This is a genomic window from Rhizorhabdus sp. P4_G6 (genome assembly GCF_056401045.1).
The window spans coordinates 33,512-59,220 of record NZ_JBFUKC010000012.1; the positions used below are offsets into that span (position 1 = coordinate 33,512).

The 25,709-nt window shown below is 65.8% G+C and carries 28 protein-coding genes; 11 read left to right on the forward strand and 17 right to left on the reverse strand.

What is annotated here, in order from left to right:
* Positions 1-62: 62 nt before the first annotated feature.
* Positions 63-1,235, forward strand: a complete 1,173-nt coding sequence (locus tag AC1DPF_RS13185; RefSeq protein WP_477961798.1) for a DUF418 domain-containing protein — start codon at positions 63-65, stop codon at positions 1,233-1,235.
* Positions 1,236-1,283: 48 nt separating this feature from the next.
* On the opposite strand, the gene AC1DPF_RS13190 is transcribed toward AC1DPF_RS13185, so the two are convergent.
* The 8 genes from AC1DPF_RS13190 to AC1DPF_RS13225 all read right to left on the reverse strand — a co-directional run bounded on the left by AC1DPF_RS13190 (position 1,284) and on the right by AC1DPF_RS13225 (position 8,923).
* Positions 1,284-1,853, reverse strand: a complete 570-nt coding sequence (locus tag AC1DPF_RS13190; protein ID WP_477961799.1) for a hypothetical protein — start codon at positions 1,851-1,853, stop codon at positions 1,284-1,286.
* A 79-nt stretch (positions 1,854-1,932) separates the two neighbouring features.
* A complete protein-coding gene (locus tag AC1DPF_RS13195; protein WP_477870595.1) occupies positions 1,933-2,925 on the reverse strand; it encodes a type II secretion system F family protein in 993 nt (330 codons plus the stop codon).
* Positions 2,926-2,932: 7 nt separating this feature from the next.
* A complete protein-coding gene (locus AC1DPF_RS13200; protein ID WP_477870597.1) occupies positions 2,933-3,907 on the reverse strand; it encodes a type II secretion system F family protein in 975 nt (324 codons plus the stop codon).
* 22 nt (positions 3,908-3,929) lie between these two features.
* Positions 3,930-5,201 (reverse strand): CpaE/TadZ family protein, encoded by a 1,272-nt coding sequence (locus AC1DPF_RS13205; RefSeq protein WP_477870599.1) that lies wholly within the window; start codon positions 5,199-5,201, stop codon positions 3,930-3,932.
* Positions 5,201-5,833 carry a CpaD family pilus assembly protein gene (locus AC1DPF_RS13210; protein ID WP_477870601.1) on the reverse strand — a complete coding sequence of 211 codons (633 nt, stop codon included), beginning with the start codon at positions 5,831-5,833 and terminating at the stop codon, positions 5,201-5,203. The genes AC1DPF_RS13205 and AC1DPF_RS13210 overlap by 1 nt, the downstream gene beginning before the upstream one ends.
* A gap of 13 nt (positions 5,834-5,846) precedes the next feature.
* A complete protein-coding gene (locus tag AC1DPF_RS13215; RefSeq protein ID WP_477961801.1) occupies positions 5,847-7,376 on the reverse strand; it encodes a type II and III secretion system protein family protein in 1,530 nt (509 codons plus the stop codon).
* A gap of 2 nt (positions 7,377-7,378) precedes the next feature.
* On the reverse strand, positions 7,379-8,380 hold the full coding sequence (gene cpaB, locus AC1DPF_RS13220) for a Flp pilus assembly protein CpaB (RefSeq protein WP_477961803.1): 1,002 nt from the start codon (positions 8,378-8,380) through the stop codon (positions 7,379-7,381).
* A gap of 69 nt (positions 8,381-8,449) precedes the next feature.
* Positions 8,450-8,923: an A24 family peptidase gene (locus AC1DPF_RS13225; RefSeq protein WP_477961805.1), complete on the reverse strand. Its 474-nt coding sequence runs from the start codon at positions 8,921-8,923 to the stop codon at positions 8,450-8,452.
* A gap of 48 nt (positions 8,924-8,971) precedes the next feature.
* Between AC1DPF_RS13225 and AC1DPF_RS13230 the strand changes: the two genes are divergently transcribed.
* A complete protein-coding gene (locus tag AC1DPF_RS13230; protein ID WP_477961807.1) occupies positions 8,972-10,075 on the forward strand; it encodes an NAD(P)/FAD-dependent oxidoreductase in 1,104 nt (367 codons plus the stop codon).
* Between the two features lie 17 nt (positions 10,076-10,092).
* On the opposite strand, the gene AC1DPF_RS13235 is transcribed toward AC1DPF_RS13230, so the two are convergent.
* The 6 genes from AC1DPF_RS13235 to AC1DPF_RS13260 are packed head-to-tail and all read right to left on the reverse strand — an operon-like array spanning position 10,093 to position 15,143.
* Entirely contained in the window at positions 10,093-10,461 is a 369-nt protein-coding gene (locus AC1DPF_RS13235; RefSeq protein WP_477870611.1) for a DsrE family protein, read from the reverse strand.
* Positions 10,443-11,192: a HesA/MoeB/ThiF family protein gene (locus tag AC1DPF_RS13240; protein ID WP_477870613.1), complete on the reverse strand. Its 750-nt coding sequence runs from the start codon at positions 11,190-11,192 to the stop codon at positions 10,443-10,445. The genes AC1DPF_RS13235 and AC1DPF_RS13240 overlap by 19 nt, the downstream gene beginning before the upstream one ends.
* 31 nt (positions 11,193-11,223) lie before the next feature.
* Positions 11,224-11,673, reverse strand: coding sequence for a dUTP diphosphatase (gene dut / locus AC1DPF_RS13245; protein WP_477961809.1), 450 nt, complete (start codon positions 11,671-11,673; stop codon positions 11,224-11,226).
* A complete protein-coding gene (coaBC, locus tag AC1DPF_RS13250) occupies positions 11,660-12,877 on the reverse strand; it encodes a bifunctional phosphopantothenoylcysteine decarboxylase/phosphopantothenate--cysteine ligase CoaBC (RefSeq protein ID WP_477870617.1) in 1,218 nt (405 codons plus the stop codon). The genes dut and coaBC overlap by 14 nt, the downstream gene beginning before the upstream one ends.
* A 5-nt stretch (positions 12,878-12,882) precedes the next feature.
* On the reverse strand, positions 12,883-14,415 hold the full coding sequence (gene ubiB, locus AC1DPF_RS13255) for a 2-polyprenylphenol 6-hydroxylase (protein WP_477961811.1): 1,533 nt from the start codon (positions 14,413-14,415) through the stop codon (positions 12,883-12,885).
* The gene (locus AC1DPF_RS13260; protein ID WP_477870621.1) at positions 14,412-15,143 is read right to left on the reverse strand and encodes a class I SAM-dependent methyltransferase; all 732 of its coding nucleotides are present in this window, start codon (positions 15,141-15,143) and stop codon (positions 14,412-14,414) included. Before AC1DPF_RS13260 ends, ubiB begins: the two co-directional genes overlap by 4 nt.
* Before the next feature lie 146 nt (positions 15,144-15,289).
* Between AC1DPF_RS13260 and mutM the strand changes: the two genes are divergently transcribed.
* From mutM to AC1DPF_RS13290, 6 genes are all read left to right on the forward strand, one after another.
* Positions 15,290-16,102 (forward strand): bifunctional DNA-formamidopyrimidine glycosylase/DNA-(apurinic or apyrimidinic site) lyase, encoded by an 813-nt coding sequence (mutM, locus tag AC1DPF_RS13265; RefSeq protein WP_477961813.1) that lies wholly within the window; start codon positions 15,290-15,292, stop codon positions 16,100-16,102.
* A gap of 115 nt (positions 16,103-16,217) precedes the next feature.
* Positions 16,218-16,481: a 30S ribosomal protein S20 gene (gene rpsT, locus AC1DPF_RS13270; protein WP_477870625.1), complete on the forward strand. Its 264-nt coding sequence runs from the start codon at positions 16,218-16,220 to the stop codon at positions 16,479-16,481.
* A gap of 441 nt (positions 16,482-16,922) precedes the next feature.
* The gene (gene dnaA, locus AC1DPF_RS13275; protein WP_477870860.1) at positions 16,923-18,335 is read left to right on the forward strand and encodes a chromosomal replication initiator protein DnaA; all 1,413 of its coding nucleotides are present in this window, start codon (positions 16,923-16,925) and stop codon (positions 18,333-18,335) included.
* 65 nt (positions 18,336-18,400) lie between these two features.
* Positions 18,401-18,838, forward strand: coding sequence for an iron-sulfur cluster assembly scaffold protein (locus AC1DPF_RS13280; RefSeq protein ID WP_477870862.1), 438 nt, complete (start codon positions 18,401-18,403; stop codon positions 18,836-18,838).
* Entirely contained in the window at positions 18,835-20,619 is a 1,785-nt protein-coding gene (locus tag AC1DPF_RS13285; RefSeq protein WP_477961815.1) for a cation:proton antiporter domain-containing protein, read from the forward strand. The genes AC1DPF_RS13280 and AC1DPF_RS13285 overlap by 4 nt, the downstream gene beginning before the upstream one ends.
* The gene (locus AC1DPF_RS13290; RefSeq protein ID WP_477870629.1) at positions 20,616-20,975 is read left to right on the forward strand and encodes a DUF423 domain-containing protein; all 360 of its coding nucleotides are present in this window, start codon (positions 20,616-20,618) and stop codon (positions 20,973-20,975) included. Before AC1DPF_RS13285 ends, AC1DPF_RS13290 begins: the two co-directional genes overlap by 4 nt.
* A gap of 157 nt (positions 20,976-21,132) precedes the next feature.
* Here AC1DPF_RS13290 and AC1DPF_RS13295 read toward each other — a convergent pair whose 3' ends face one another.
* The gene (locus tag AC1DPF_RS13295; RefSeq protein WP_477961816.1) at positions 21,133-21,384 is read right to left on the reverse strand and encodes a transposase; all 252 of its coding nucleotides are present in this window, start codon (positions 21,382-21,384) and stop codon (positions 21,133-21,135) included.
* Between the two features lie 117 nt (positions 21,385-21,501).
* Here AC1DPF_RS13295 and AC1DPF_RS13300 point away from each other — a divergent pair, with 117 nt between their 5' ends.
* Positions 21,502-21,870, forward strand: a complete 369-nt coding sequence (locus AC1DPF_RS13300; protein WP_477870633.1) for an STAS/SEC14 domain-containing protein — start codon at positions 21,502-21,504, stop codon at positions 21,868-21,870.
* A 177-nt stretch (positions 21,871-22,047) separates the two neighbouring features.
* Here the strand turns inward: AC1DPF_RS13300 and aroB are convergent, their stop codons facing one another.
* Positions 22,048-23,148 (reverse strand): 3-dehydroquinate synthase, encoded by a 1,101-nt coding sequence (aroB, locus tag AC1DPF_RS13305; protein WP_477961818.1) that lies wholly within the window; start codon positions 23,146-23,148, stop codon positions 22,048-22,050.
* Positions 23,145-23,687: a shikimate kinase gene (locus AC1DPF_RS13310; RefSeq protein WP_477961884.1), complete on the reverse strand. Its 543-nt coding sequence runs from the start codon at positions 23,685-23,687 to the stop codon at positions 23,145-23,147. Before AC1DPF_RS13310 ends, aroB begins: the two co-directional genes overlap by 4 nt.
* A 72-nt stretch (positions 23,688-23,759) precedes the next feature.
* Here AC1DPF_RS13310 and AC1DPF_RS13315 point away from each other — a divergent pair, with 72 nt between their 5' ends.
* Both AC1DPF_RS13315 and AC1DPF_RS13320 read left to right on the forward strand, forming a co-directional pair.
* The gene (locus AC1DPF_RS13315) at positions 23,760-23,897 is read left to right on the forward strand and encodes a hypothetical protein (protein WP_477870637.1); all 138 of its coding nucleotides are present in this window, start codon (positions 23,760-23,762) and stop codon (positions 23,895-23,897) included.
* A complete protein-coding gene (locus tag AC1DPF_RS13320) occupies positions 23,878-25,677 on the forward strand; it encodes a hypothetical protein (protein WP_477961820.1) in 1,800 nt (599 codons plus the stop codon). Before AC1DPF_RS13315 ends, AC1DPF_RS13320 begins: the two co-directional genes overlap by 20 nt.
* Positions 25,678-25,709: the final 32 nt, after the last annotated feature.

Genomic DNA, 25,709 nt, shown 5'->3' on the forward strand with positions numbered 1-25,709 from the left:
CTTGCCTCCCGAGATCTTGGCCTCCGCCGGGATGACGAAGAAGTCAGCGGGTCCCGCGCGCCATGACTGCCGCGCATCCGGTCGATCCGGCCGCGCGCATCGCCTCGATCGACGCGCTGCGCGGTATCGCCTTGTGCGGGATATTGCTGGTCAACATCTTCGACATGGGCGGCCCGATCGCGATGGACCGGCCGCTCACCGTGCCGACCCTCGGCGATCCCGACTGGCAGGTGTGGGCGATCGCCCAGCTGTTCATCACCGGCACGATGCGCGGGCTGTTCTCCATGCTGTTCGGCGTCGGGCTGCTGATCTTCGTCGGCGATGATCCGAGCGCCGATCGCTCGCGCCTCTATCTGCGCCGGCTCGTGCTGCTGCTGCTGTTCGGGATCGTCGACAGCACGCTTTTGCTTTGGCCGGGCGACATCCTGGTCGTCTATGCGCTCGCCGGTACCGTCGTGTTGATCCTGCACCGGCTCAAGCCCGCGCAGCTGTTCGCGGCTGCCGGGGTCATCCTGATGTTGATTTCAGCATGGGCGGCCCATGAGGCGCGTGGGATATCGCCGCTTGCAACGATCTACTCTCCAGCAATGCTGGATCGCGAAGCTGCGGCGCGGCTTGGCGGTTATTGGCAGGCATTCGACTATATGAGCTATGTCAGCTGGAACTGGACGATGAACGCGCTGACCTATCGCTGGGTGGGCGACGCAGCCGCCTTCATGCTGATCGGCATGGGTCTGTACCGCGAGCGGCTGTTCGAGCCCGGAACTGATCGCCGCCTGCCGATCCGGATGGTCGCGTTCGGCTATGGCATGGGCCTGGCCTTGCGGCTGACCCACATCGTCCTGATCTGGAGCCATGACGGTGGACCGACCCTGCTCAGCGCGCTGATCGACCAGCCGGGCCGGCTGGCCATGACGCTCGGTCATGTCGGCCTGTTCCTGCTGCTCTGGCGCAGGGGTATCGCGCCCCGCATCATGACCTGTTTCGCCGATATGGGGCGGATGGCACTCACCCTCTATCTCGGCCAGAGCCTGATCGCCGCGTTCGTCTTCTCGGGCTTCGGCCTCGGGCTGTGGAACAGCCTGTCCTGGCCGCAGCTGTGGCTCGTCGCGCTAGCCATTCTGCTGGTTGAAGCATCCTTCGCGACGCTCTGGTTCAAGCTGCTGCGCTACGGGCCAGTCGAGTGGATCTGGCGCTGGGGCACCTATCGGCAGAGGCCCGCGCTGCTCAGGTGACGCGCATCGGCAGTGGCCGGCCGACGGAGAGGCCGTTCGGCGTCCCGGCTAGGCGAACATCCTGGCATGCTCGTCGAACTTGCCTTTGCGGAGCATCTCGGCCTGATCCCGCCAGCGCTCTTCGGCGATGGTGCCCGGCGCGAGGCCCATTTTCGCTTCGAGCGCGGCCTCGTCGGACAGCGACAGCGTGACGATATCGGCATAGCGGTGGATGCCGAATTCGTTGAGCTTGGCCTCTCCGCTGCGCCCGACGCCGAAGATCCGCGAAAGATCGTCGCGCGGGCCGGCGGCGGCGCTGCCGTCGCCGGCCATGCCCTCATTAACCGGCTGGCGACGTTTCTCGAGTTCGACGATGCGCTGGTTGCTGGCGGTCGCGCGCGCGATATGGTCGTCGCGCTCCCGCTCGAGCGCTGCCCGCCGGTCGCGTTCGCCTTCCAGCGCCGTCAGCCGCGCGCGGAGCCTATCGACCTCCGCATCCGCAGCGATGCGTTCCACACGCTCCTGCTCGAACGCTCTCCGCCATTTGCGTCGGCCTGCCGTCGTCAGCAGCCCCAGGAACCAGCCGAGGATCAGGACGAGGCCAAGGATGACCCATTGGTTAGTGGTAAAAGCCGGCATGAAAGCCTCCCAATCTGATGCGAGGCTAAACCGTTCCGGAGGAAGGACGTTCCGGCCATTGCTTTGCAATGGCCGCCGCTCAATGCATCACATTGTCCTTGATCGAGCAGGCTGCGGGGCCGAGGATCACGATGAACAGCACCGGAAGGATGAACAGGATCAGCGGCACCGTCATGATCGCCGGCAGCCGCGCGGCCTTTTCCTCGGCGCGCATCATGCGTTGGTGGCGAAATTCGGCGGAAAGCACGCGGAGCGCCGCAGCCAGTGGCGTTCCGTATTTCTCGGTCTGGATCAACGTCGTGACGACGCCGCGGATGGAGTCGAGATTGACCCGCTGGGCGAGATTCTCGAAGGCTTGGCGGCGGTCGGTCAGGAAGCCGAGTTCGATGGCGGTCAACGCGAACTCGTCGCCGAGTTCCGGATAGGCCTTGGCCAGCTCGCGTGCGACCCGGTTGAAGGCGAGATCGACCGACAGGCCGGCCTCGGCGCAGATCACCAGCAGATCTAGCGCGTCGGGCAGGGCCTTGCGGATCGCGTGCTGGCGCTTGGTGACCAGATTCTTCACATAGATGTCGGGCGCCTTGTAGCTGGCGAGCAGCGTGCCAGCGACGATCATGTATTTCTTGAACGCGCTGGCGTCGGGGAACCAGTGGAGCAGGTAGACGCCGATCGCGGCGGTGCCGCCGACCAGGATCGGCGCAACCAGGCGGAAGAAGATCACCGTGATCGCGGCGTCCTTGGTGCGGATGCCGGCGCGGGACAGATTGAGCGACGCCGTCTTGAGCTGCGAATCCTGCAGCATCTTCATGCTGCCGAGGATCGACTTCATCCGATTGATGGAGAGGCTGGTCTTCTTCTCCATGTTGGCGCGGCGGCGCGTCTTGGAGGCGGCAACGCCGGCCTTGAGCTGCTCGCGCCGATCGTTGAGTGCGCGCACCCGGCGCGACATGGGATCGCGTGCGACCGACTTCACCAGCCCGTGGCCGACGATCAGAATGATGATCGCGGTGGTCAGCGCGATTCCAATCGAGATCAGCGTGCTGAAGAAATGCGGGGTGACTGCGTGGTCCATCGCCGCCTCAGATCTCGAAATTGATCATCTGGCGCATGATGTACGCACCGATCGACATCCACACCATGCCGCCCATTCCGGCGATGATCAGCCGCTGGTCATGGAAGAAGGCGCCCATATAGTTGGGACTGATGACGCTGATCAGGCCAAAGACCATGAACGGCAGTACCCCGATGATGTAGGCGGATGCCTTGGATTCCGACGACATAGCGGCGATCTTGAGCTTCATCTGCATACGCTTGCGCAGCACTTCGGACAGGTTCGACAGCGTTTCCGCGAGATTGCCGCCGGTCTCGCGCTGGATGGCAAGGGTGATCACGAAGAACTGGAACTCCGACGTACCCATCCGGTCGGCGGTCTCCTGCAGCGCCGCCTCGAGCGTGCGGCCGATCTTTATGCGATCACAGACCGCCTGGAATTCGCTGCCCACCGGTCCGTCGATCTCGGTCGCGACGGCACCCATCGTCTCCGCGATCGGCAGGCCGGCGCGCAGGCCGCGCACGAGCAGTTCGATCGCGTCGGGGAAGCGGGCGACGAACTGGGCGAGGCGGCGCTTGCCGAGCATGTTAAGCCAGAATTTGGGCAAAGCCAGCCCTGCGCCGGTCCCTGCGATCAACGCCATCCACACCGGCAGGCCGGCGATGCCGAGCCCGAGGAACGGGATCAGGCCGGTTACCGCGCTGCCGATGAAATATTGCTTCACCGTCCACTTCTTGCCGGCAGCCTGGATCTTGCGTTGGATGTCGAGCGGATCGGGCAGGAAGCGGTCGAGAAGGGTATTTTCCTTGCGCGCCATCGCTGCGCGGCTGGCCAGCAATTTGCGGACCTGCTCGTTGACCACAGGCTCACCGCTGACGTTATAGCGACCCCGCACGCCCGATAGCCGCCGAACCAGCGCACGCTGCGCCGGCGGCCGGGCGACCACGAAGAAGAACATGGTCATGACCACCGCCATGACCATCATGAACAGCGCCGTGATCATGGGATCGCGATCACCCGCCCGATCATTTCTTGGCGATCTTGGACTTGGGCTTGAAGATGGCGGCCAGCTCGTCGAGCAATGACGGTTTCGCCTTCTTACCGTCGGCGGTGAAATCGTCGTTCAACAGCTCCAGCAGCTTTTGCGAGATCTTTGCCAGCCCCTGGCCGATCTTGGCGGTCTTGGCCGCTTCGGCGAGCGGCTTGCCCAGCTTGGCGGCGTTCACCGCCTGTTTGTGGTCGAACGGCAGCACGAAATCGATCTCGCGCTCGATCGAATTCTCGAAGTCCTTGCGGCTGATCTCGGTCAGGCTCGGGTGGACGCGATTGGCGACCACCAGAACGCCGGCCTGCGGAGCGTTGTTCTTCAGCCATGCGAGGATGCGGATCGTGTCGCGTGTCGCGGCGAGGGTGAGGTCCACCACCAGCACCACCGACTGCACATCGTGGAACAGGTGGGGGTGCTGCACCATCATGCCGCGCGGAACGTCGACGACGGTGCATTCGAATGCGCCCTTCATCTCCTCCTGCAGCTGGAAATAGGCTCCGCCGTCGGTGTTGATGGGATTGTTGATCGGGGCCTCGGACGACAGCACCGAAAGCTTGTCATTCGCTTTCACCAAGGCGCGCTCGAGGAACAGCCCGTCGATGCGGGTCGGGTTGTCGATCGCGTCGGTAAGGCCGCGGCCCGGTTCCAGGTCGAGCGATAGCGCGCCGGTCCCGAAATGCACGTCGAGGTCGAGAAGCGCGGTGCCGTGACCGCCATCTTCGCCCATCAGCCAGGCGATCGAGGTCGCGACGGTGGAGGCGCCGACGCCGCCACGAACGCCGATGACCGCGGTCATCAGGTGGATCTTGTCTTCGGCCGCCATGCCGTGACGCGGGCCCATCAGCATCATCTGGGCCTGGGCCAGCGAATCGCGGATCTGATCGGCGGTAAAGGGCTTGAGCAGGTAATCCTGGATGCCGCTGTTGAGCAGCTCGCGGTACAGCCTGACGTCGTTGGTGGAGCCGGCCGCGATCACGATCGTGCCTGGCTCGCAGACCTCCGCAAGCGCGTTGACGTCGCTCAGCGGATCGACCGAGTCGGCGAGATCGACGAACAATATGGTGGGACTCGCCGATACCGACAGCGACTGGATCGCCGCACGCAGGCCGCCCTTGCCGACGGATTCGGGCGCCCAGCCGAGTTCGAAGACGAGCGGCTTGAGCAGTTCCGCGCTGATATCGTCGCAGACATAGGCCGCGAAGGGGTTGCGGGTCTGCTGCTTGGGATGGGCGTTGAAAGGCGCGTTCATCAGTTGTCGCCCTTCACCGATTCGATCTTCAGCCCCTTGGTCGCCGTCGGTTCGGCGTTGCGCCATATCCGGATCGCCTTGGCGGCGGTCTCGGCGGTCGATCCCCGCGCTTCCTGGCCGCGCACCAGATCCTCCGGGTTGGCGACCATCGCCGCCAGCGTGGAGTTCATTGCGCAGCCATAGTTTGACGAGGCGGCGGCGGTGAAGTTGGGCTGCGACGGCTGGCTGTAATCGGGGCAGTTCGGAACGCTGGCCGTCGATCGGCTGACGATGATGCGGACATTGCCGGGCACGATCGCGCCCTCCGTCGCCGGCGCGCCGTCGCTGACGAACAGGCCGTAGCGACCGGCGATGGCGGCGATGTCGCTGTTCGACGCCGCTGTGCCGACGCTCGTGTCGATGCTGATGCGATCCCCATAGCCAACCCTGATCGCGTCGAACCATTGCGCGATGCGCGAAGCTTCAGCCGGGTCGAGGCCGTTGCCGGGAACATCCATGACATAGTCGCTGCGCTGGACCACCGGCTGGTGGACCGAGTCGACGCCACGATTGAAGCGGTCCGCATGGACCGCCCCGCCGGGCAGGGCTGCGGCGATGATTGCGAGTGGGAGAGAAGCGATCCGGAGTCTCATGATCAACCTCTCATCAATTCAGCGAGAAGCCGGCGTCGGGTATCGACGCGGGTTTCGATTGGGACGAGCGATCGGTCTTGGAGGCCCGATCTCCGGGCAGAACCGTCCGGGGCGGCGCAGGGATCGGGATCGGACTCTTCTCGCCTGATTTGCCCATGAAGCTCTGCCCCGCGATGATCCGCTCGCCATCGGTCGCCGCACGGAAGCCGGCAGTCGGCAGCGCGACCTGGTTCTGTGATACCGGGCGAACCAGATAGGGTGTCACGACGATCATGAGTTCGGTCTCGTTGCGCTTGAACCCATTCGAGCGGAATAGCGCGCCGAGCACCGGGAGGTCGCCCAGGAACGGCGCCTTGTCGAGCGAACTATTCTGTCCGTTCGACATCAGGCCGCCGATCATGAAGGATTGGCCCGATCCGAGTTCCACTGTCGTTTCCGCGCGGCGGGTGGAGATGCCGGGGATGGTGTAGCCGTTCAGGCGGACCGAACCCGCGTCCGTCAATTGGGAAACCTCTGGCCGCACCCGCATCGAAATCCTGCCGTCGGCCAGCACGGTCGGTGTGAACGACAGGCTCACGCCATATTGCTTGAACTCCACGGACACGGCGCCGAGGCCCTGCGCGATGGGAATGGGTATTTCGCCGCCCGCCAGGAAGCTTGCGGTCTCGCCCGAGATCGCGGTCAGGTTGGGCTCTGCCAAAGTCGTAACGAGGCCGTCATTCTCGGCCAGGTCAAGCGTTGCGAGCAGGTCCAGACCCAGGAGATGTCCAGCAAGGCCCAGGGTGGTGCCCGTTGTGGCGTTGTTGAACGTATATTGGGATGACCCTAGGAATGTGGTTCCGGTGTTGGGGTCGACAAAGGGCTTTACCGTGCCGGGATTTCCCTGGCCTATGCCGAACAGGAAGCCACCGGTGGTGTCGCGGCTCAGCAGGTTTACGCCTATATTCTTGGCGAACTGCCGGCTGACCTCCGCGATCTTGACGTGGAGGCTGACCTGCAGCGGCACCGCCGACTTCAGCCGGTTGACCACCTGGATATCCTTGCCGACGAACTGCTCGACCAGCTTCTGCGCTTCTTCGACATCGCTCGGAGCGGCGACCGCACCGGTCAGCAGGACGATGCCGTTCATAGTCGTTGCGGTGATCGCTGCCTCGGGCATGGCCAGCTTGAGCATCGTATCGACGCTGGTGATGTTGCTGCCGACCCGGACGATCGACGACCAGATCACCTTGCCGGCCTTGTCGGTGGCGTAGACAGCAGTCTCGCCCGGTCCCTTGCCGAAGATGTAGAGTTGGGTCGACGAGCGCACCTGGACGTCGGCGATCTTGTCGTCCGCCACGAACAGGTCGCTCATCGCGCTGGGCAGGGCAACCATCTGCCCCGAACCGATCGACAGCGTCGTCGTCTCCGCCGGCTTGCCGATCGTCGCGGTTCGGACGCCGCTGCCGCCGCTCGATATGGCGGCTGTTGCCGTCGCGATCGGTGCCAGCGCGACCGCTCCCATCAGGGCGGTGCCGAATGTGTGGTGGATAAGCCTGCGCATCTTCACTTGGCTCCCACGGTGCTGGCGGTGACATTGTTGCCGCGCGCCACGCGAACGACGGGACCGGTCGGTGCGGCCGTGTTGGAAACGGGTGAGCTCGAGGCGCTGCCGCCGGGCTTGGCGGGCACGCTGGAGCGCTGGTACCGCGATACGTCGGCGCCGACCGTGTAGGTGGTGTCGGTGTCGATCGGGCGCGAGGCTATTTCGAGCAGCATCTGGCGCTCCACCTTGGGATCGGCATCGGCGGGCAACGTGACCTCGCCGCGGGCGATCCGCTCCTCGAGCTCGGCCTTGTCGTCGGCGATCGAGCGGAGCGACAGCGAAAGCTGGCCGATGGTCTGCGCCACCGCGATCTTCTCTGCGATCTTGGGCGTCGCCTCGAGCGTGACGCTGGAGGTGTTGGCGACGACGGTCTTGCCCTGTTCGTCGACGGTCTTGTCGGTGCGCTGGTCGGCGGCGAGCACGCGGATGTTGCGGATGATGGTTTCGGCGGCCTTGAGCGGAGGACCGTCGCCGCCGCCCGGCACTTCTTGGGTGAGCATCAGGTCGACGCGGTCCCCTGGGAAGACGAAACCGGCCACGCCCGACTGTGCCGAAACCGAGATCGTGACGGCGCGCATGCCGGGGCCGAGGGCGGCCGCCAGGAAGCCTCGATCGCCCGGCTTGACCAGCGCGCCCTGGGTGACCGGCGCACCGGCCGTGACCGCATAGCGGACCACCGAGCCGTTCAGCGCGGCAAGGTCGCTCTCGCCCTTGATATAATAGGTCTTGTTGACGAGTTCGGCGGGCCAGCGCTGGTAGCGGAAGCTTTCCGGGCCGATGATCGTGCCGACGGGGAGCGGGCGGACCGCGACCGCGACCTCCGGGCCGGTCGGCTGCGGGGCGGCCATCATCGGCGCAGCTTCTGCCTCGCTCTTGCCTCCGAACATACCGCGCACGACCACGGCGGAAATCCCCGCCATTACCAGCGCCATGATCAACAGAAGCAACTTCCTGGCATCCATCGGTTCAGACCCAATCTTCGCCCAACAGGGGCGTTAAAATATGAGGTCCGATCCGGACCTGTCGTACCGCTATGCCCCGGATATGGTTAACAAGCCGTTCGCGATCACCCACAGCCCGCCGATCGCGATGGCCACGCCATAGGGGATCTCGGGGTGGGGGAGGTTCGGCCGCCAGCGTTGGCGGATGAGCAGGGCCAGGGTGATGACCCCGCCCGCAAGCGCCATGACCGCAAGCATCGCGATCAGCGCATCGAAGGAGAGCCACAGGGCCAGCGCGCCGATCATCTTCACATCGCCACCGCCCATCATCCTCAGCATGAACAGCAGCGCGCACAGCGCGAACAGGCCGAGAGCGACACCGATCCGGATCGCGACATCGGGCCACAGCGCCTCGCCTGCCACCCACCAGAAGGCGATCGCCATCAAGGCGATCGTCGCATTCAGCTCGTTGGAGATTGTGCGCGTCTTGATATCGCTCCACGCCGCCATCAGCAGCAGGACGGCCAGCAGGATACCGAAGATATCGGGAAGTTGAACAGTCATGGTTAAGGAGGCTAGACGCGACGCCTTACCAAAACCTAAACGCCTTGCATGAATACAGCGAACATCCCGGCTGATATCGCGATCATCGGCGCCGGCATGGCAGGCGCGAGCCTGGCCGCCGAGATCGGCGATGCGGCGCGTGTGATCCTGATCGAAGCCGAGCCGCAGCCAGGCTATCACAGCACGGGACGCTCGGCGGCATTCTGGTCCGAAAGCTATGGCGGCCCGGATATTCAGCCGCTGACCACCGCGTCTCATGCCTATCTCGACGACAATGGCTTTCTCCATGATCGCGGCGCCGTCCATCTCGTCGGCCGCACCGGCGAGGCGGCGCTGACCGCGCTGTTGCATGACCATGGCGAGGTTGTCCGGTTCGAGCGGCTCGACGCCAAGGGCGTGGCGGCGCTGATACCTGGCTTGCGCTCCGGCGAAGGGGGCGGGGTGGCCGAACCGAGCTGCCGCGATATCGATGTGGCCGGCCTCCATGCCCATTATCTCGGCCGTGCCAAGCGGGCCGGAGCGGTCCTGCTCGTCGATGCGCGGGTGAGGGCAGTCATCCGCGATGGCGAAGCCTGGCGGATCGAGACCGACGCCGGCGCCGTGGTGGCGCCGCTGGTGGTCAATGCAGCCGGCGCCTGGGCGGGTGAGGTCGCGACACTCGCGGGTGCGGCGCCGATCCCGATAACCCCGCATCGCCGCACCGTGGTTCAGCTGCAGGTCGATCCCCCGGCATCTCCGGCGATGCCGCTGGTGATGGACGTCCAAGGAAAATTCTACTTCAAGCCCGAGGCGGGCGGCCGCATCTGGCTGTCGCCGCATGACGAGACACCGACCGCCGCCTGCGACGCCGCGCCGGAGGAGCTGGACATCGCGATCGCGATCGATCGGCTCGAGCAGGTCGTCGACTGGCGCATCGTGCGGAGAGAGCGCGCCTGGGCGGGATTGCGCAGTTTCGCGCCCGACCGGCTGCCGATCTATGGCTATGACGCGCACGCACCGGGTTTCTTCTGGTTTGCGGGGCAGGGCGGATTCGGCATCCAGACCGCCCCCGCGGCGGCGATGATAGGAGCGGCGCTGCTGCTGAGGCGGCCGCTGCCGCAGCCGGTGCAGCATATCGATCCGGGCCGTTATGCGCCGGGTCGTTTCGCCTAGCCTGGCCTTGTCCGACGCTAGAAGGTGATCAGCCGGTCCTCGCCCAGCGCTGCAAGCATGCCGACAGCGCCCTGCGCCTCGACGCGCGGATCGAGCTGAGCAAGGCTCAACCCCGCGAGCGCCAGGCCGCTCTGGCAGACCGTGATCGCCACCTCCTGGTCGAGCGCTTCGTCCAGTATCTGTCCAAGCGTCGGCAGCCCGGCGGCGGTGCGGGCCGGATCGGCCGCTGCAGTCAGCGGCGGGCGCAGTAGCGCGACGGCGCCTTCGTGCAGATGGACCCGCACCGCATGGCCGCAGGCCGCGCCCGCGGCGGCATAGGTCAACGCGGCATGGAGCCGTTCCGCCTCGGCGGTGGCCACCAGGATCGTCAGGCCGCGCATCGGCATTTCGGGTCCTTGGGGACCATGATGGTGCGGAAGCGGAAGGCGAGCGCATCGACCAGCAACAGCCGCCCGGCCGGATCGTCGCCAAAGCCGGTGAGCGCGCGGATTGCCTCCATCGCGCCCAGGCTACCCATCACGCCGGTCAGCGCCCCGAGCACGCCCTGGTCGGCACAGCTGACATCGGGCCGTCCCGGCTGGTCGCCGACGAGGCATCGATAGCAGGGCTTGCCGGCCTCCCAGCCGCGCCATACCCCCAGCTGTCCGTCGAACTGGCCGACCGCCGAGGATATCAGCGTGATGCGCAGCCGCGTTGCCGCATCGGATATGGCGAGTCGGGTATCGAAATTATCGCACCCGTCCAGGATCAGGTCGGCCCCGGCGAGCAGCGAATCGGCGGTGCCGGCGTCGATCCGCACCGTCACCGGCTCCACGGCAACATCGGGGTTCATCGCTGCGACGCGCTCGGCGGCGACAGACGCCTTGGGCCGGCCGATATCGGCGGTACCGAACAACGTCTGGCGCTGGAGGTTGGAGAGGTCGACGACATCGTCGTCGATCACACGCAGCTGTCCGACCCCCGCTGCGGCGAGATACTGGATCGCCGGCGATCCGATCCCGCCGGCGCCGATCACCACGACCGTCGCCGCAAGCAGTGCCTGCTGCCCCGTTCCGCCGATCTCCTTCAGGATGATGTGGCGCGCGTAGCGGTCGAGTTGGGGGTCGGTCAGGGACATGACGGCACCTTAGCGCATGAGCGATGAAGGGTCAGCGGCCGGTCGACCCGAAGCCGCCGATACCGCGTACCGTCTCGTCGAGCTCATCGACTTCGGCAAAGGCCGCTCGCTGGACGGCCGCCGGCACGAGCTGAGCGATCCGCTCCCCGCGCTTCACTTCGAACGGCTCGCCGCCGAGATTGGCGAGAATGACCTTCACCTCGCCGCGATAGTCGGCATCGATCGTACCGGGCGTGTTGAGGCAAGTGATGCCGTGCTTGAGCGCGAGGCCGGAGCGTGGGCGGACCTGGACCTCATAGCCTTCGGGAATGGCGATCGCGAACCCGGTCGCCACGGCGTGCCGCGCACCGGGGGCGAGCGTCACATCCTCGGCCGCCACCACGTCCAGGCCGGCGGCATGGGCGGTGGCATAGGCCGGCAGCGGCAGGCCCGCGCCATGGTCGAGGCGCTTCAGTCGAATTCCAATTTCAGGCGAACTCATCGGCGATCCTTGCGGCGAGGCGGCGCGCGACATCGGCCTTGGGAAGTGTCTCCCAGCTTTCGACTCCGTCGCGCGTGACGATATGGATGCTGTTGCTGTCGCCGCCCATGACGTCGCCGGACACATCGTTGGCAACGATCCAGTCGGCATCCTTGCGCCGGCGCTTGGCAATGGCGTGATCCACGACCTGCTCGGTTTCCGCGGCAAAGCCGATCAGAAGGCGAGGGCGGCGCTCGCTTGCGGCGAGCCCCGCGAGGATATCGGGATTTTCGGTCAGGGTGAGCGCCGGTGCCGGCCCGGACGCGCCCTTCTTGATCTTCTGACCCGATGCGCTTTCGGCGCGCCAGTCGGCCACCGCCGCGACCATGACGGCGGCGTCGGCGGGCAATGCCGCCTCGACGGCGGCGGCCATCTCCCGTGCCGTTTCGACATCGACGCGATGGACGGCGTGCGGCGTCGGCAGGCTCACGGGGCCGGAAACCAAGGTCACCCGGGCGCCCAGCTCGGCGAGGGCGGCGGCGATCGCATAGCCCTGCTTTCCGGACGAACGGTTGGCGATGTAGCGAACCGGATCGATCGGCTCATGGGTCGGGCCGGCTGTCACCAGCACATGCCGGCCAGCGAGCGCGCCGCCCTTGATCCCGGGCGCGGGCCGGGCGCGGCGGTCATCGAGCAGCTTGCGAATGGCGTCCCAGACGAATGGCGGCTCGGGCAAGCGGCCCGGCCCGAACTCGCCGCAGGCCATGGCTCCGTCGTCGGGATCGAGCACCGTCACGCCGTCGCCCCGTAACCGCGCGACGTTGCGCTGGGTCGCGGCATGCAGCCACATCCGCACGTTCATGGCAGGCACGGCCAGCACCGGTTTGTCGGTCGCGAGCAGCAGCGTGGTGGCGAGATCGTCGGCTATGCCCGCCGTCATCTTTGCCATGAGATCGGCGGTGGCGGGGCAGACCACCACCAGATCGGCCTCCCGGCTAAGCTGGATATGGCCCATCTCGGTCTCGTTCTTGAGATCCCACAGGCTGGTATGGACCTCCTGCTCGCTGAGCGCGGCCAATGTCATGGGCGTCACGAAATGCTGCGCGCCCTCGGTGAGCACGCAGCGCACGCTGCCGCCACCCTTGCGGATCAGTCGCACCAGCTCGCACGCCTTATAGGCTGCGATACCGCCGCCGATGATCAGCAGGATACGGGGAGCGATCATGGGTCTCAGTGTAGGAGCAGCGCTGCGCCGACGCCAGCCGCCGCCGCGAGCACCGCCACCACCGCATAACGCCAGCCGGTCGCGATGCGGATCACCTGCACTTCGCGCAGCGGCGGTGGCGGCGGTGCGGCGCCGGGCGCGGGATATTGCGCCTCGATGCGGCGGATCAGTTCGGGCAGGCTGGCAAAGGTCCGCAGGTCACCGGCGATCCGGTCCGCGAGCCAGGCTTCGGGGCCGAGCTCGGAGCGGAGCCATTCCTTCACGAACGGGCCAGCGGTCTCCCACATGTTGAGATCGGGATCGAGCGTCGTCGCGACGCCCTCGACCATCACCATGGTCTTTTGCAGCAGCAGCAGATGCGGCTGGGTCTGCATGTCGAAGTCGCGGGTGATGCCGAACAGGCCGTCGAGCATCTGGCCGATCGATATATCCTTGACGGCAAGCCCGCGGATCGGCTCGCCGACAGCCCGCAACGCAGTGGTGAACTCGCCGACATTATGGTGGGGCGGAACATAGCCGGCTTCGAAGTGGATCTCGGCCACGCGCCGGTAATTGCCGGTGATCAGCCCGTGCAGGATCTCGGCCAGCCAGACCCGCGCGCGCCTGTCGATCCGCCCCATGATGCCGAAGTCGATGGCGGCGATGCGACCATCGGGCAGCGCGAACAAATTGCCCTGGTGAAGATCGGCGTGGAAAAAACCGTCTGCGATAGCCTGGCGCAGAAACGCCTGGACCAGCAGCTTCGCCAGCGCCTTGCCATCATGCCCAGCCTCCAACAGCGCGGCGCGATCGGCGAATTTGACGCCGTCGATCCACTCCATCGTCATCACCCGGCGGGCAGTGCGATTCCAGTCGATCGCCGGGGCGATGAAGCCCGGCACGGCCGCCATATTCTCGGCAAGCTCGGAAGCGGACGCCGCTTCGCGCCGCAGGTCCAACTCGCGGGCGGTCCATTGCCGGAAGGTCGCGATCACGAGGCGCGGGCGTAGCCGGGCGATCTCGCCGCCCATCAGTTCGGCATGCGCGGCCGCCCATTCATATGTCTCGAGCGCGCGGGCAAACTCTTCCTCGATCCCCGGTCGCAGGACCTTGACCGCGACGGTACGGCCCTCGGTGGTCACCGCCTGATGGACCTGCGCGATCGAAGCCGCGCCGACCGCGACCTCGTCGAACGAGGAGAACATCGCCTCGATCGGCTTGCCGAGGCTCTGCTCGATCGCAGCGCGGATGGCGGGGAAGGGCGCCGGCGGAAGCGCATCCTGCAGCCGGAACAGCTCGGAGGCTGCCTGTTCGCCGACCAGGTCGGGCCGTGTCGCCAGCGCCTGGCCGAGCTTGATCGCCGCCGGGCCCAGCGCCTCGAAGGCTTCGGCATAAGCGGGCTGCTTCGGAATGCGGGCGCCGAACCGTGCCAGCCGTACCAGACGGCGCACCGGCGCGGGGGTCAGCGGATCGCGCTCGATCCCGCGCAGCGCTCCGTGGCGCGCGAGCGTGCGGCCCCAGCGGAGCAACCGCCAGACATGGGTTACGCTTGTCGTCAAATCTTCCAACCGCTGTGAATGGCGACGAGGCCGCCGAGCATCGGCTCGACCCTGGTCTGCACGAAGCCGGCCGCATCGATCTCCGCGCGGAACGCGTCCATCGTCGGGAAGCGGCGGATCGATTCGACGAGGTAGCGATAGCTCTCCTCGTCGCCGGCGAGCAGCTTGCCCAGCTTCGGAACCAGCCGATGCGAATAGGCGTCATAGGCTTCCTTGAAGCCCGGCCACAGCGTCGTCGAGAATTCGAGGCAGAAGAAGCGCCCGCCGCGCTTCAGCACGCGATGCGCCTCGATCAGCGCCTGTACGCGGTGGGTGACGTTGCGGATGCCGAACGCGATCGTATAGGCGTCGAAGCTGCCGTTGGCGAAGCTGAGCGTCTCGGCATTCTGCTCGGACCAGGCGAGCCCTGCGATGCCGCGCTTCTTGGCGCGTTCCTGGCCCACCGCCAGCATCGCGCCGTTGATGTCCGAGACCGTGACCTGCGCGCCGGAGCGGGCCAGACGGAACGCGATGTCGCCAGTGCCGCCTGCCATGTCGAGGATGGCCTCGCCTGCGCGCGGCTTCACCCGACGAACGAAGCGGTCCTTCCACAACCGATGCATCCCGCCCGACATGGCGTCGTTCATCAGGTCGTAACGCTCTGCCACGCTGCGAAAGACTTCGCCGACTTTCGCGGTTTTCTCGTCGGGGGAGACGTCGGTGTAGCCGAAGGAAACGGTGTCGCTCATGGTGGACGCTCTAGCTTCAGCTTGCCCCGGCCGCAAACCATGTCTCGGTATTTTGTCATTCCGCGAAACACTGATCGCGATGTTCAGCCCGTGGCACCGCAAGATCGACGCTTTCACGGCGACGCGCTGTCGTCTAGGTCCGGCTCATGCCCGAGCTTCCAGAGGTTGAAACCACCGTCCGCGGCCTGCGGCCTCCGTTGGAAGGCCACCGCCTCACCCGCGTCGAAACGCGGCGTGCCGATCTCCGGCGGCCATTCCCGGCCGACCTGCGCCAGCGCATGACCGGTGCGACCATCATCGGCTTCGGGCGGCGCGCCAAATATGGATTGCTGGAGACCGATCGCGAAGATGTGATGATCTTCCATCTCGGCATGTCGGGTCGGTGGCGGATCGATCCGTTGGAGATCGGCCGACATGATCATCTGGTTCTCGAAACCGATGAGCGGCGCGTACTGGCGCTCTGCGATCCGCGGCGATTCGGATCGGTCGATCTGGTGCGCAAGCAGGACCTCGCCGACTTCCCGGCATTCAAGGCGCTGGGCCCGGAGCCGCTCGGACCGGAACTGACCGGCGCCTATCTGGCCAGGGCGCTCGATGGCCGCGTCGCACCCATCAAGGGGATGCTGCTGGATCAGCGGATCGTGGCGGGTCTCGGCAATATATATGTGTGCGAGGCGCTCCACATGACCGGGATCGCGCCAACGACGCAGGCGGGAAGGATTGCGGCCAAGCGGCTCGACCGCCTCGTCGAGTCGATCCGCGCAGTACTGGCTGCGGCGATCGATGCCGGCGGCTCTACCCTGCGCGACTATGCCCGGCCCGATGGCGAGCTCGGCTATTTCGCGAAGCAATGGCGCGTCTATGGCCGCGAAGGCGAGGGCTGTTCCTGCGGAGCGACGATCGCGCGGCGGGTAGATGGGGGGCGTTCGACCTTCTACTGCCCGAAATGCCAGAGATAGCCACGGCGCATCAGTCGGTGGTTGACCATGTTGGCGCCGCTGTGTATTGGCGCGGCCTCCCGGCGGGAGTGGATTCTCCCGCTGTTTTGTCATTTTAGCTAGGGTTACATCGAGCATGGCGAACACGCCGCAGGCAAAAAAGCGCATCCGTCGCAACGACCGTCGCGCCGAAATCAACGGTGCCCGGGTCAGCCGGATCCGCACCTTCGTCAAGAAGGTCGAGTCCGCGCTCGCTGCCGGCGACAAGACGGCCGCCGCCGCCGCACTCGCCGCCGCCCAGCCCGAACTGTTCCGTGGCGTCTCGAAGGGCGTCGTCCACAAGAACACGGCTGCCCGTAAATTCTCGCGCCTGACGAAGCGGGTGTCCGCGCTCGCCTGAGCGCCGCGCAAGCGTAGATTTCGAAGACAGCAAGCCCGCCGGCAGCAACGCCGGCGGGCTTTCGTCATATTTGCGTCATCGAAACGTAACCCTCGGAATAAGCTTGATTCGTTGCGGGGCGTATCCCTAACTATCTGTAAGTATATAATAAAAAATAATTTCCCCAGCAAGTGCCCGGCTTATCGCGTGTCAAGCCATATTGCGGGTTGGTGACAAAATTGATGCTCTTGATCGGTGTCCCGCCTTCTCCATAGAGTGCCCCCGTGGCTGGAGCGCGATTCTGTCGCAACCGGTTTCTAGATGATTTCAATACGGGTGTTCCGGGGGATATGCCTCCGGACTGGGGGAGGGCGTTGCCCTCAAAATCGAAGTATTTCGGGGGAGCAGACCTTGTTTGCTCGGGAGGGAATTGGCGTGCCTCAAGACATTGGCGGGTGGGACATGGACGACGGTTCGCCGACCGGCGGCGGCGTCGATGTCGCGCTGGCGCAGGCTTGGGAGACGATCCGGGCCAACCTCCGGCGCGGCATCGGCGCGCGCACCTTCGATGGCTGGCTGAAGCCGCTGACGCTCGGCGAATGCGATCTTGCGGGCGGCACGCTGAAGCTCGTCGCGCCCAGCGAGTTCATGGCCAATTGGGCTACGACCCATTTCGTCGAGCACCTGCTTCATGGATGGCGCGCGCTTCTGCCACAGATTCGCCAGGTCTCGATTGTCCCGGCATCGGGCGCCGATCGGCCTGCGATGTTTTCGGCGGAGCCCGCGGAAGCGACTCCGGCCGACGCCGTCGTCGTCGATGAGCCGATCGGCGCGGATGCCGGCGTGCGCTGCGGTACCCCGCTGGAAAGCCGCTATACGTTCGAAAGTTTCGTTGTCGGCAAAGCGAACGAGGTCGCCTATAATGCGGCGCGTACCCTGGCCGAGGGAGGCAAGCTCGTCTTCAACCCGCTATTTCTTCATGGCGGAACCGGGCTCGGCAAGACCCACCTGATGCATGCGATCGGCCATGAATATCTGGCTCGTCATCCGGGCGCCAAGGTTGTCTACATGTCGGCCGAGAAGTTCATGTTCGAGTTCGTCTCGGCGATGCGGGCGAAGGACACGTTCAGCTTCAAGCAGCGGCTGCGTGCGGCCGATCTGCTGATGATCGACGATGTGCAGTTCATCGCGGGGAAGGAATCGACCCAGGAGGAATTCTTCCACACGATGAACGAGCTGATCTCGGCGGGCCGCCGCCTCGTGATCAGCGCCGATCGTTCGCCACAGGATCTCGACGGGATCGAAAGCCGTATCCTGTCGCGCCTGTCCTGGGGGCTGGTCGCCGACGTCAACCCGGCCGACTTCGAGCTACGCCTCAACATCCTCACCCGCAAGCTTCAGGGCATGCCACAGGCCAATGTGCCGCAGGACGTAGTGATGTTTCTCGCGCGCCGGATCAGCGCCAATGTCCGTGAGCTGGAGGGCGCGCTCAACCGGGTGGTCGCCTATGCCGCGCTGTCCGGCAAACCCGTCGATGTCGATTTCACCCAGGCGACACTGGCCGACATATTGCGTGCGAACCAGCGCCGCGTGACGATCGACGAGATCCAGCGCAAGGTTTCGGATCATTATCGGATTCGGCAGGCGGAGATGTCGAGCGCGCGCCGCGCCCGCGAAGTCGCCCGGCCGCGCCAGGTGGCGATGTATCTCGCCAAGCAGCTTACGCCACGCTCGCTACCCGAAATCGGCCGTCGCTTCGGCGGGCGCGATCACACCACCGTGATTCACGCGGTCAAGCAGATCGAGAAGCTGCGCCAGACCGACGCCGAACTCGATGCCGACGTCAGGCTGCTGATCCGTCAGCTCGAGGGCTGAGCTCCGGCCTCTGCGAGGCTGATCTGGTGGTGGTGATCGGGGGAAAACCACCCTACATGGAACGTATGTCGGCTGCGCTCTACAATTCGAACATCCTCCGCCTTGCCACCAGCATCCCCCATCAGGCGCGCCTTGCCGATCCGCAGGCAACGGTGTCGAAACGGTCGCCGATCTGCGGCAGCCGGGTGACGGTGGACGTTGTCGTCGACCGCGAAGGCCGGGTCGCCGAGCTGGGCCAGGAGGTCCGCGCCTGTGCGCTTGGCCAGGCCTCGGCGGCGCTGATGGGCGAACATGCGATCGGACGAACGCCGGCGGAACTCGCCTCGGCGCGAGATGCGCTTACCGCCTTTCTGGCGGGGGAGCGCAATGATCCCGGCGAATGGCCGGGTCTTGAACTGTTCGCGCCAGCGCGACCGCACGCCGCACGCCACGCGTCGATCCGGCTGGCGTTCGAAGCGGTGGCCGAAGCCGCCGCCCAGGCCGCGAGCGGCACCGCAGAATGACCGAAGCCGCCGACACGGCCCTGCTGCTGCGCGATGGCGTGCTGCTGCTTGGCGCCGCGATTGTCTTCGTGCTGCTGTTCCGACGGCTCGGGCTCGGCGCGACGCTTGGCTATATCGTCGCGGGCGCCCTGATCGGACCGCAGGGTCTCGGGCTCATCGGCGATGCCGAGTCGAAGCTGGGGATCGCCGAACTCGGCATCGTCCTGCTGCTGTTCCTGGTCGGCCTCGAACTTCATCCCAACCGGCTCTGGCGCCTGCGCCGCGACATCTTCGGCCTTGGTCTTGCGCAGGTGGTGATCTGCGGGCTGGTGCTCAGCGCGCTGATCTATGTAGCAACCGCGTTCAGCGGTGCGGCCGCCATTGCGCTGGGCCTGCCGCTGGCATTGTCCTCGACCGCGCAGGTACTGCCGATGCTGCGCTCCGCCGGCCGGATGAACACGCCCGGCGGCGAGCGTGCCTTCTCCGTCCTGTTGTTCCAGGACCTGTCGCTGATCCCGCTGATCACGATCATAGCCACGCTGTCGCGCACTCCGCCCGTTGCCGGCACACCGCCGGGGTGGCTGCTCGGCCTGTATAGCGTAGCGGCGGTGGCGGGCCTGGTGCTGGCAGGGCGTTACCTCATCAACCCGCTGTTCCGGCTGGTCGGCAATCTGGGCGAGCGCGAGCTGTTCGTGGCGGCCGGGCTGTTCACCGTCCTTGCCAGTGCAGCGGTGATGGAGGCACTGCACCTGTCGACCGCGCTCGGCGCCTTCGTCGCCGGCGTGATGTTGGCGGACTCGCCGTACCGCCATGAGCTTGAGGCGGATGTCGAGCCGTTCCGCACGATCCTGCTGGGCTTGTTCTTCATCGCAGTCGGTATGATGCTTGACCTCCATGTCATTGCTGAACGGCCATTTTTCGTAATCGCAATGGCGTTCGCAGTGGTGGCCGCGAAGGCCAGCGTCATGTTCGGCATCGCCAGGATGTTCGGCGTATCGAACCGCGGGGCGCTGAGCTTCGGCCTGCTGCTGAGCCAAGGCGGCGAATTCGCCTTCGTGCTGTTCAGCCAGGCGCGCGACGCGCTGCTGATCCAGCCGGAAGCGGCGAGTCTGTTCGGGGCGGTGGTGACGCTGTCGATGGCGACGACGCCGTTCCTGATGATCGTGTCGCGCCGCTTCCTTGCCGCTCCACCTCGGCAGGAGGAGCGCGAAGGCCCCGACGGGAGCGATGTGCCGATGGCGATCGTCGTCGGCTATGGCCGCTTCGGTCAGACCGTGGCGCAGATGCTGTTGGCGGCGGGTATCCGAGTCAGCATCATCGACAGCAAGGTCGACCAGATCGATATCGCCCAGGCCTTCGACGTCAAAGTCCACTATGGCGACGGCACCCGGGTCGGCCTGTTGCGCCAGGCCGGAGCCGAGCAGGCGCGGGCGATCATCTTCTGCGTCGACGGCGACCAGCTCGGCAAGAAGGAGCTTCAGCCGGTGCTCAGCACCTTCCCCAACGCGGCGGTGCTGGTCCGGGCGTTCGACCGGCGGCATATGATGGTGCTGGCGCGGCTCGATATTGCCGGTGCCGTGCGCGAACTGTTCGAGTCGGCGGTGATGCTCGGATCCGAGGCGCTTGCAGCTGTCGGGGTCAGCGCGGAAAACATAGAGAAGGTCGAGGGCGAATATCGCCGCCGCGACGGATCGCGGCTCGAGGCCCAGATGGCGACCGGCGACATTGCCATCCAGCGCGAGACGATGTTCAACCATGAACGAAGCCTCGATCTCGAGCCGGAGGAGGGTAAGGCTCCATGAGAACGGGAAGAGGGAAGGCGGCAGGCGATCCGCTGGCCGCGCTGCTGGCGCTGTCGGGCGCAATCGCGGTGATCGCCGGGGCCTATGGAGCCCATGGCGTCCAGGGCAAGCCGGCCGAATGGCTGAACACCGGGGCGCATTACCAGATGATCCACGCCGTGGCGGGGCTGGTGGCGCTTGGCAAGGCGAGAGGGCCTGCCGCGCTCTTTCTGCTGGGCGCCGCTCTGTTCGCGGGCACGCTCTATGCGATGGCGTTCGGCGGGCCGCGCTGGCTGGGCGCCGTCACGCCGCTGGGAGGATTGGCGATGATCCTCGGCTGGATGTGGCTTGCGGCGCTGTGCCTGCGGCGGCGCTAGCGTCGTCTGAAAGGATGTGGGCGCGGAGCTAGCCCGGATTTCTCACCCTGTCTTTTGATGGCGGCGGCGCAGGCGCGGAGGGCTTCGTTTTGGCATGATGGGATTGGTGGGGAACGGGGCGTGTGCGCTGTCTGGTTCGTCATGATCGACCAGATCCTCATAGCCCAGCGCTATCCCGGAACACCCGTTGGCTCACCAGCGTGCCCACGCCGTGCTCGATCAAATCCGCCCGCTGCCGATCCGAAAAACACTCAACGAGCCGATCCAGCAGCCCGATCGCCGGATCCGTCGCTCCCAGAAGCAGGTTCCCGGCATCGTTCGTGATCGCGCCACCGTCAAACAGCGCCACCACGTCACGCGATTCTGCGCGTTCAAACCCGAAGGATTTTGCACTACACTCTGTCGGCATCGGGGAAACTCCTCCGCTGTCAGGTAAGCCTTTGGTGCAGAAGAATTATTTCAGATTCAGAGTCCCGGTGCACCCGATTGTTTGAGAAATCCGGGCTAATCGTCAGTGGGGAACGCCATGTACGAGATTGACTTTGACGAGAAGAATCGAGTCTTAACCACACGATTCTTTGGCTTTTGGGGCGTCGCTGACGTGAAGCGCTACGGCGAGGAATTTGCCACGACCTTGCGCCGATTAAAGGCCAGATACCCCGACCTTTCGTTACTTGCGGACGTGCGGGAAATGTCGGTGACGACACCGGAGGTTTCTGCCGCTTTCGCTACGCTGTCAGACGATGAGAACTTTCGGTCGATCCAACGATCCGCCGTCGTGGTGGCCAAAATGCTGTCCAAGCTTCAGGTCGAGCGAACTTCCCACCAGCCGCTCGGAGTGTTTTTCGATGAGGCCGAAGCGCGCGCCTGGCTATCCGCTCCGCTCGCGGACTGATCGCCGCTGCTTTCAGCCTGCCCCTTGGCCCGGGTCGCGTGAGCGTCGGCCGAGGTGCGCGTTCAACAGCTGGCCGGCAGAGAAAAATATTCGCTTAGACCTTGATCGGATCCGGCTGAATCAGCCCGATCCGTGAATTCAGAACCCCGATGCACCTGATTGTTTGAGAAATCCGGGCTAGCCGCGCTCGCTGTCCAGGAACGCTTTGACCGCTGCCAAGTCTACCTTCTTTTCCAGGAAGGTCTTCCCAATTCCCCGCGCCAGCAGGAAAGGCAGCTGGCCGCCCTCCATCTTCTTGTCGTGCATCATGTGCGCGACCAGCACCTGGCCGCTGGCGTCGACGCGCGCGGCCTGCAGGGTTGCCGGCAGGCCGGCGGCTTCGAGATGGGCGGTGACGCGGCGGGCGTCCTCGATTGGGCAAAGGCCGAGCGACGCCGAAAAGCGGAAGGCCAGCGCCATGCCGGCCGCAACCGCCTCGCCGTGGAGCAGCTTGTCGGAGAATCCGACCTCGGCTTCGAGCGCATGGCCGAAGGTGTGGCCGAGGTTCAGCAGCGCACGCCGGCCGCTGGTCTCGCGTTCGTCCTCACCGACGATTCTCGCTTTGGCGCTGACGCTGGTGGTGATGGCATGGGTGCGCGCGTTGCCGTCGCCGCTCAGCAGCTTGCCGCCATTATCCTCACACCAGCTGAAGAAGGCCGGATCGTCGATCAGGCCATATTTGACGACCTCTGCATAGCCGGCGCGCAGCTGGCGCTGCGGCAGGCTGTCGAGCGTCGTAGGATCGATCAGGACATGCGCGGGTTGATAGAAGCCGCCGATCAGGTTCTTGCCCGCCTTGCTGTTGATCGCGGTTTTGCCGCCGACCGATGAATCGACCTGGGCGAGCAGGGTCGTCGGAATCTGCACGAAGCGGCAGCCACGCTTGAGGATCGAAGCCGCGAAGCCGACCAGATCACCGATCACGCCGCCACCGAGCGCGATGATCGTGTCGTTGCGTTCCACGCCGTAGGCGAGCAGCGCGTCGCTCAACTTCTCGAGCATCTTCCAGCTCTTGGTCGATTCGCCCGGCGGCAACACCTCGGCGGCACTGGCGATACCTGCTGCCGTGAGTGAACTTTCCAGTCTGTACAGCTGATTAGAAACGATATTTTTATCGGTCACGACAATGAAGCGGCCACGGGTGGCGTAGGGGGCGAGCAGTTCGCCGGCCCGGTCCAAGGCGCCGGCCTCGATGCGGATATCGTAGCTGCGCTCGCCCAGCGCGACACGGACGGTCATTCTGCAAGAACCTTCAATATGTTGTCGACGGTGGCGTCGTGTGGCAGTGGCTGGCTGCGGACGCGAAAAGGCGCCAGCGCATAGACCGGGTTGCGGATCGCGGCGAGCTCGGCGAGCGCTGCGCGAGGATCTCGGTCCTTGAGCAGCGGCCGACTGCCTTCGCGGCGCTGAACCCGCTCGGCGAGAACGTCGATATCGGCGTCGAGCCAGATAGCCAGTGCGCGCGCCAGAATCAGTTCGCGGGTTTCGTCCTGCATGAAGGCGCCGCCGCCGGTGGCGATGACCTTCGGCTTGCCGTCGATCAGCCGGCCAATCACCCGCCGTTCGCCATCGCGAAACTCCTTCTCGCCGAATCGCTCGAAAATCTCCGGGATAGTGAGGCCGGCGGCGCGCTCGATCTCATGATCGGCATCGACGAAAGGAAGGTGAAGGCGTGCCGCCAGGCGCTTGCCGATGGTCGACTTTCCGGCGCCCATCAGGCCGATGAGGACGAGCGGGCGATCAAAACGCGGAAGATTTGGCGGCAGGCTTTGCGGCATGTCGTCGAGGGCTATACACATGGCCGCCCCCTCGGGCAAAAGCGTCTCCATTGCAACCATCCGGATACCCACATGTCGCGGTTCAGCTTCATCCTACTGAGTGTCGTCGTCATCATCATCGGGGCGCTGCTGGCGCTGAGCTTCGTCAATCCGGAGAAGCCGCCCGTGACGGTCGAGAAGGCGATGCTGAATGAAGCTCAGGCCAAGTAAGAAGGCGGTTTTCGCGCTGACGGCCGGGGCGGTCGCATTGGCCGCCGCCGCCGCTCTGGCCCAGGAATCGCTGCTTCCTCCCGGCTTCGGCACACAGCCCGGTCCTTCCAACCGTCCGCAGCAGGTCGGCACGCCGGCGCCGGGGCAGCCTACCGCGCCGCCGGCACCCGCCGCGCCGCCTGTATTCGAGCTGGATCCTGCGATCTTCGCCTCGGCGGCAGACGAGGAGCCGGCCGTCGAGCCGCCTTCGGAGCTGCCTGATTCGGCGCGTCGCTCGATCGACGTCGCGGGGCCATTCGAAGGGTTTGGCCGCGCTGCATGGGGCGAAAGCGATGGGCGCTTCCTGTCGACGCTCATGCGGCGGCTCGACGTGCCGATCGCATCGCGCTGGGCGTCGATCACGCTGCGGCGCGCGCTGCTGACCCGCGTCGGCACGCCCGATCATGTCGCCGCGCCCGACTGGGTGGCGGAACGGGCCTGGCTCCTCCTCAGGATGGGAGAAGCCGATGGGGCGCGGATGCTCGTCCAGGGCGTCGATGTCGATAAGTTTAACGCCAAGCTCTATGCCGTCGCCGGCCAGAGCGCTCTTGCCACCGCCGACGCAGCGGGGCTCTGTCCGCTGGCCGATGGTGGGCAGATCCGCAGCAGGGAACCGCTCTGGCCGATGGCGCGGGCGATCTGCGCGGCATTGTCGGGCGATAGCGCCATTGCCGACGTGCTGATGGATCAGGCGCGCCGCCGCACCAAGGATCCGCAGGGGATCGATATCCAGCTGGCGGAGCGGATGATGGGCGTGAACGGCGCGGGACGCCGCAGCGTCAACGTCGAATGGGCGGGGGTGAACCAGCTGACCAGCTGGCGCTTCGGCATCGCGAGCGCGCTGGGCCTCACCATTCCGTCGGACCTCGTACAGACGGTGGGGCCGCAGGTGCTTGCCTGGTCGGCGCGCGCGCCGATGATCCCGGCCGCCGAGCGGCTGGACGCGGCGATGACTGCGGCGCGGCTGGGCGTGTTCTCCAGTTCGGCGTTGGTCGATCTCTACGCGCAGGCGGGGGAAGATAGCGGCGAGATCACCAGCGATACCCCCGCCGGGCGGCTGCGTGCCTGCTATGTCGCGGATGGCGATGGGGGCCGCCTGTCGTCCATGCGCGGCTTCTGGACCGGCGAGGGGCTGGGCGAAGGCAAGAGCGTCGACCGCTACGCCAGTCTGATCCTGACGGCACGTGCCGCGGCGCGGATCGCCCCCGACGCCAGCCGTTCGGGCGATGTCGCCGAACTGGTCGGATCGATGATGTCGGCGGGGTTCGATCGCAAGGCCGCGCGCTGGGCGCCGGTGATCGCCGGCATGTCGCCTGAGAAGGGCGATGCGGCCTGGGCGATTCTGGCGGTGGGAACGCCGCGCGTTTCTGTCGATCTTTCGGCGGACCGGCTGGCCGGCGTTGCCGATCGCTGGGCGGAAGCGAATCCGCAGAAGCTCAGGCTGCTGCTGGGCGCGCTGGCCGGGCTGGACCGGATGAACACACCGGAGCAGCTTAAGCTGCTGGTCGATTACAAGGTCGGTTTCGACAATCGCAGCAGCTGGGCCCGGATGCTGCTCCAGGCCGCCGAACGCAGGGAACCGGCGACGGTCGCGCTGCTGGTTGCGGTGGGCCTGCAGAAGGTCAGCTGGGGCGGCGTATCGCCTGCGATGTTCGCGACGATGATCCGCGCGCTCCACGATGTCGGGCTCGAAGGCGAAGCGCGAATGATCGCCGCCGAGGCGATGACGCGCTTGCAATAGCCGGTGCACGTCGCGTCTTCGCTCGGCCGCAG

Coding starts and splice junctions, on each gene's coding strand:
- AC1DPF_RS13185 (WP_477961798.1), top strand. CDS start 63: ATGACTGCCGCGCATCCGGTCGATCCGGCCGCGCGCATCGCCTCGATC.
- AC1DPF_RS13190 (WP_477961799.1), bottom strand. CDS start 1,853: ATGCCGGCTTTTACCACTAACCAATGGGTCATCCTTGGCCTCGTCCTG.
- AC1DPF_RS13195 (WP_477870595.1), bottom strand. CDS start 2,925: ATGGACCACGCAGTCACCCCGCATTTCTTCAGCACGCTGATCTCGATT.
- AC1DPF_RS13200 (WP_477870597.1), bottom strand. CDS start 3,907: ATGATCACGGCGCTGTTCATGATGGTCATGGCGGTGGTCATGACCATG.
- AC1DPF_RS13205 (WP_477870599.1), bottom strand. CDS start 5,201: ATGAACGCGCCTTTCAACGCCCATCCCAAGCAGCAGACCCGCAACCCC.
- AC1DPF_RS13210 (WP_477870601.1), bottom strand. CDS start 5,833: ATGAGACTCCGGATCGCTTCTCTCCCACTCGCAATCATCGCCGCAGCC.
- AC1DPF_RS13215 (WP_477961801.1), bottom strand. CDS start 7,376: ATGCGCAGGCTTATCCACCACACATTCGGCACCGCCCTGATGGGAGCG.
- cpaB (WP_477961803.1), bottom strand. CDS start 8,380: ATGGATGCCAGGAAGTTGCTTCTGTTGATCATGGCGCTGGTAATGGCG.
- AC1DPF_RS13225 (WP_477961805.1), bottom strand. CDS start 8,923: ATGACTGTTCAACTTCCCGATATCTTCGGTATCCTGCTGGCCGTCCTG.
- AC1DPF_RS13230 (WP_477961807.1), top strand. CDS start 8,972: ATGAATACAGCGAACATCCCGGCTGATATCGCGATCATCGGCGCCGGC.
- AC1DPF_RS13235 (WP_477870611.1), bottom strand. CDS start 10,461: ATGCCGATGCGCGGCCTGACGATCCTGGTGGCCACCGCCGAGGCGGAA.
- AC1DPF_RS13240 (WP_477870613.1), bottom strand. CDS start 11,192: ATGTCCCTGACCGACCCCCAACTCGACCGCTACGCGCGCCACATCATC.
- dut (WP_477961809.1), bottom strand. CDS start 11,673: ATGAGTTCGCCTGAAATTGGAATTCGACTGAAGCGCCTCGACCATGGC.
- coaBC (WP_477870617.1), bottom strand. CDS start 12,877: ATGATCGCTCCCCGTATCCTGCTGATCATCGGCGGCGGTATCGCAGCC.
- AC1DPF_RS13260 (WP_477870621.1), bottom strand. CDS start 15,143: ATGAGCGACACCGTTTCCTTCGGCTACACCGACGTCTCCCCCGACGAG.
- mutM (WP_477961813.1), top strand. CDS start 15,290: ATGCCCGAGCTTCCAGAGGTTGAAACCACCGTCCGCGGCCTGCGGCCT.
- rpsT (WP_477870625.1), top strand. CDS start 16,218: ATGGCGAACACGCCGCAGGCAAAAAAGCGCATCCGTCGCAACGACCGT.
- dnaA (WP_477870860.1), top strand. CDS start 16,923: ATGGACGACGGTTCGCCGACCGGCGGCGGCGTCGATGTCGCGCTGGCG.
- AC1DPF_RS13280 (WP_477870862.1), top strand. CDS start 18,401: ATGTCGGCTGCGCTCTACAATTCGAACATCCTCCGCCTTGCCACCAGC.
- AC1DPF_RS13285 (WP_477961815.1), top strand. CDS start 18,835: ATGACCGAAGCCGCCGACACGGCCCTGCTGCTGCGCGATGGCGTGCTG.
- AC1DPF_RS13290 (WP_477870629.1), top strand. CDS start 20,616: ATGAGAACGGGAAGAGGGAAGGCGGCAGGCGATCCGCTGGCCGCGCTG.
- AC1DPF_RS13295 (WP_477961816.1), bottom strand. CDS start 21,384: ATGCCGACAGAGTGTAGTGCAAAATCCTTCGGGTTTGAACGCGCAGAA.
- AC1DPF_RS13300 (WP_477870633.1), top strand. CDS start 21,502: ATGTACGAGATTGACTTTGACGAGAAGAATCGAGTCTTAACCACACGA.
- aroB (WP_477961818.1), bottom strand. CDS start 23,148: ATGACCGTCCGTGTCGCGCTGGGCGAGCGCAGCTACGATATCCGCATC.
- AC1DPF_RS13310 (WP_477961884.1), bottom strand. CDS start 23,687: ATGCCGCAAAGCCTGCCGCCAAATCTTCCGCGTTTTGATCGCCCGCTC.
- AC1DPF_RS13315 (WP_477870637.1), top strand. CDS start 23,760: ATGTCGCGGTTCAGCTTCATCCTACTGAGTGTCGTCGTCATCATCATC.
- AC1DPF_RS13320 (WP_477961820.1), top strand. CDS start 23,878: ATGAAGCTCAGGCCAAGTAAGAAGGCGGTTTTCGCGCTGACGGCCGGG.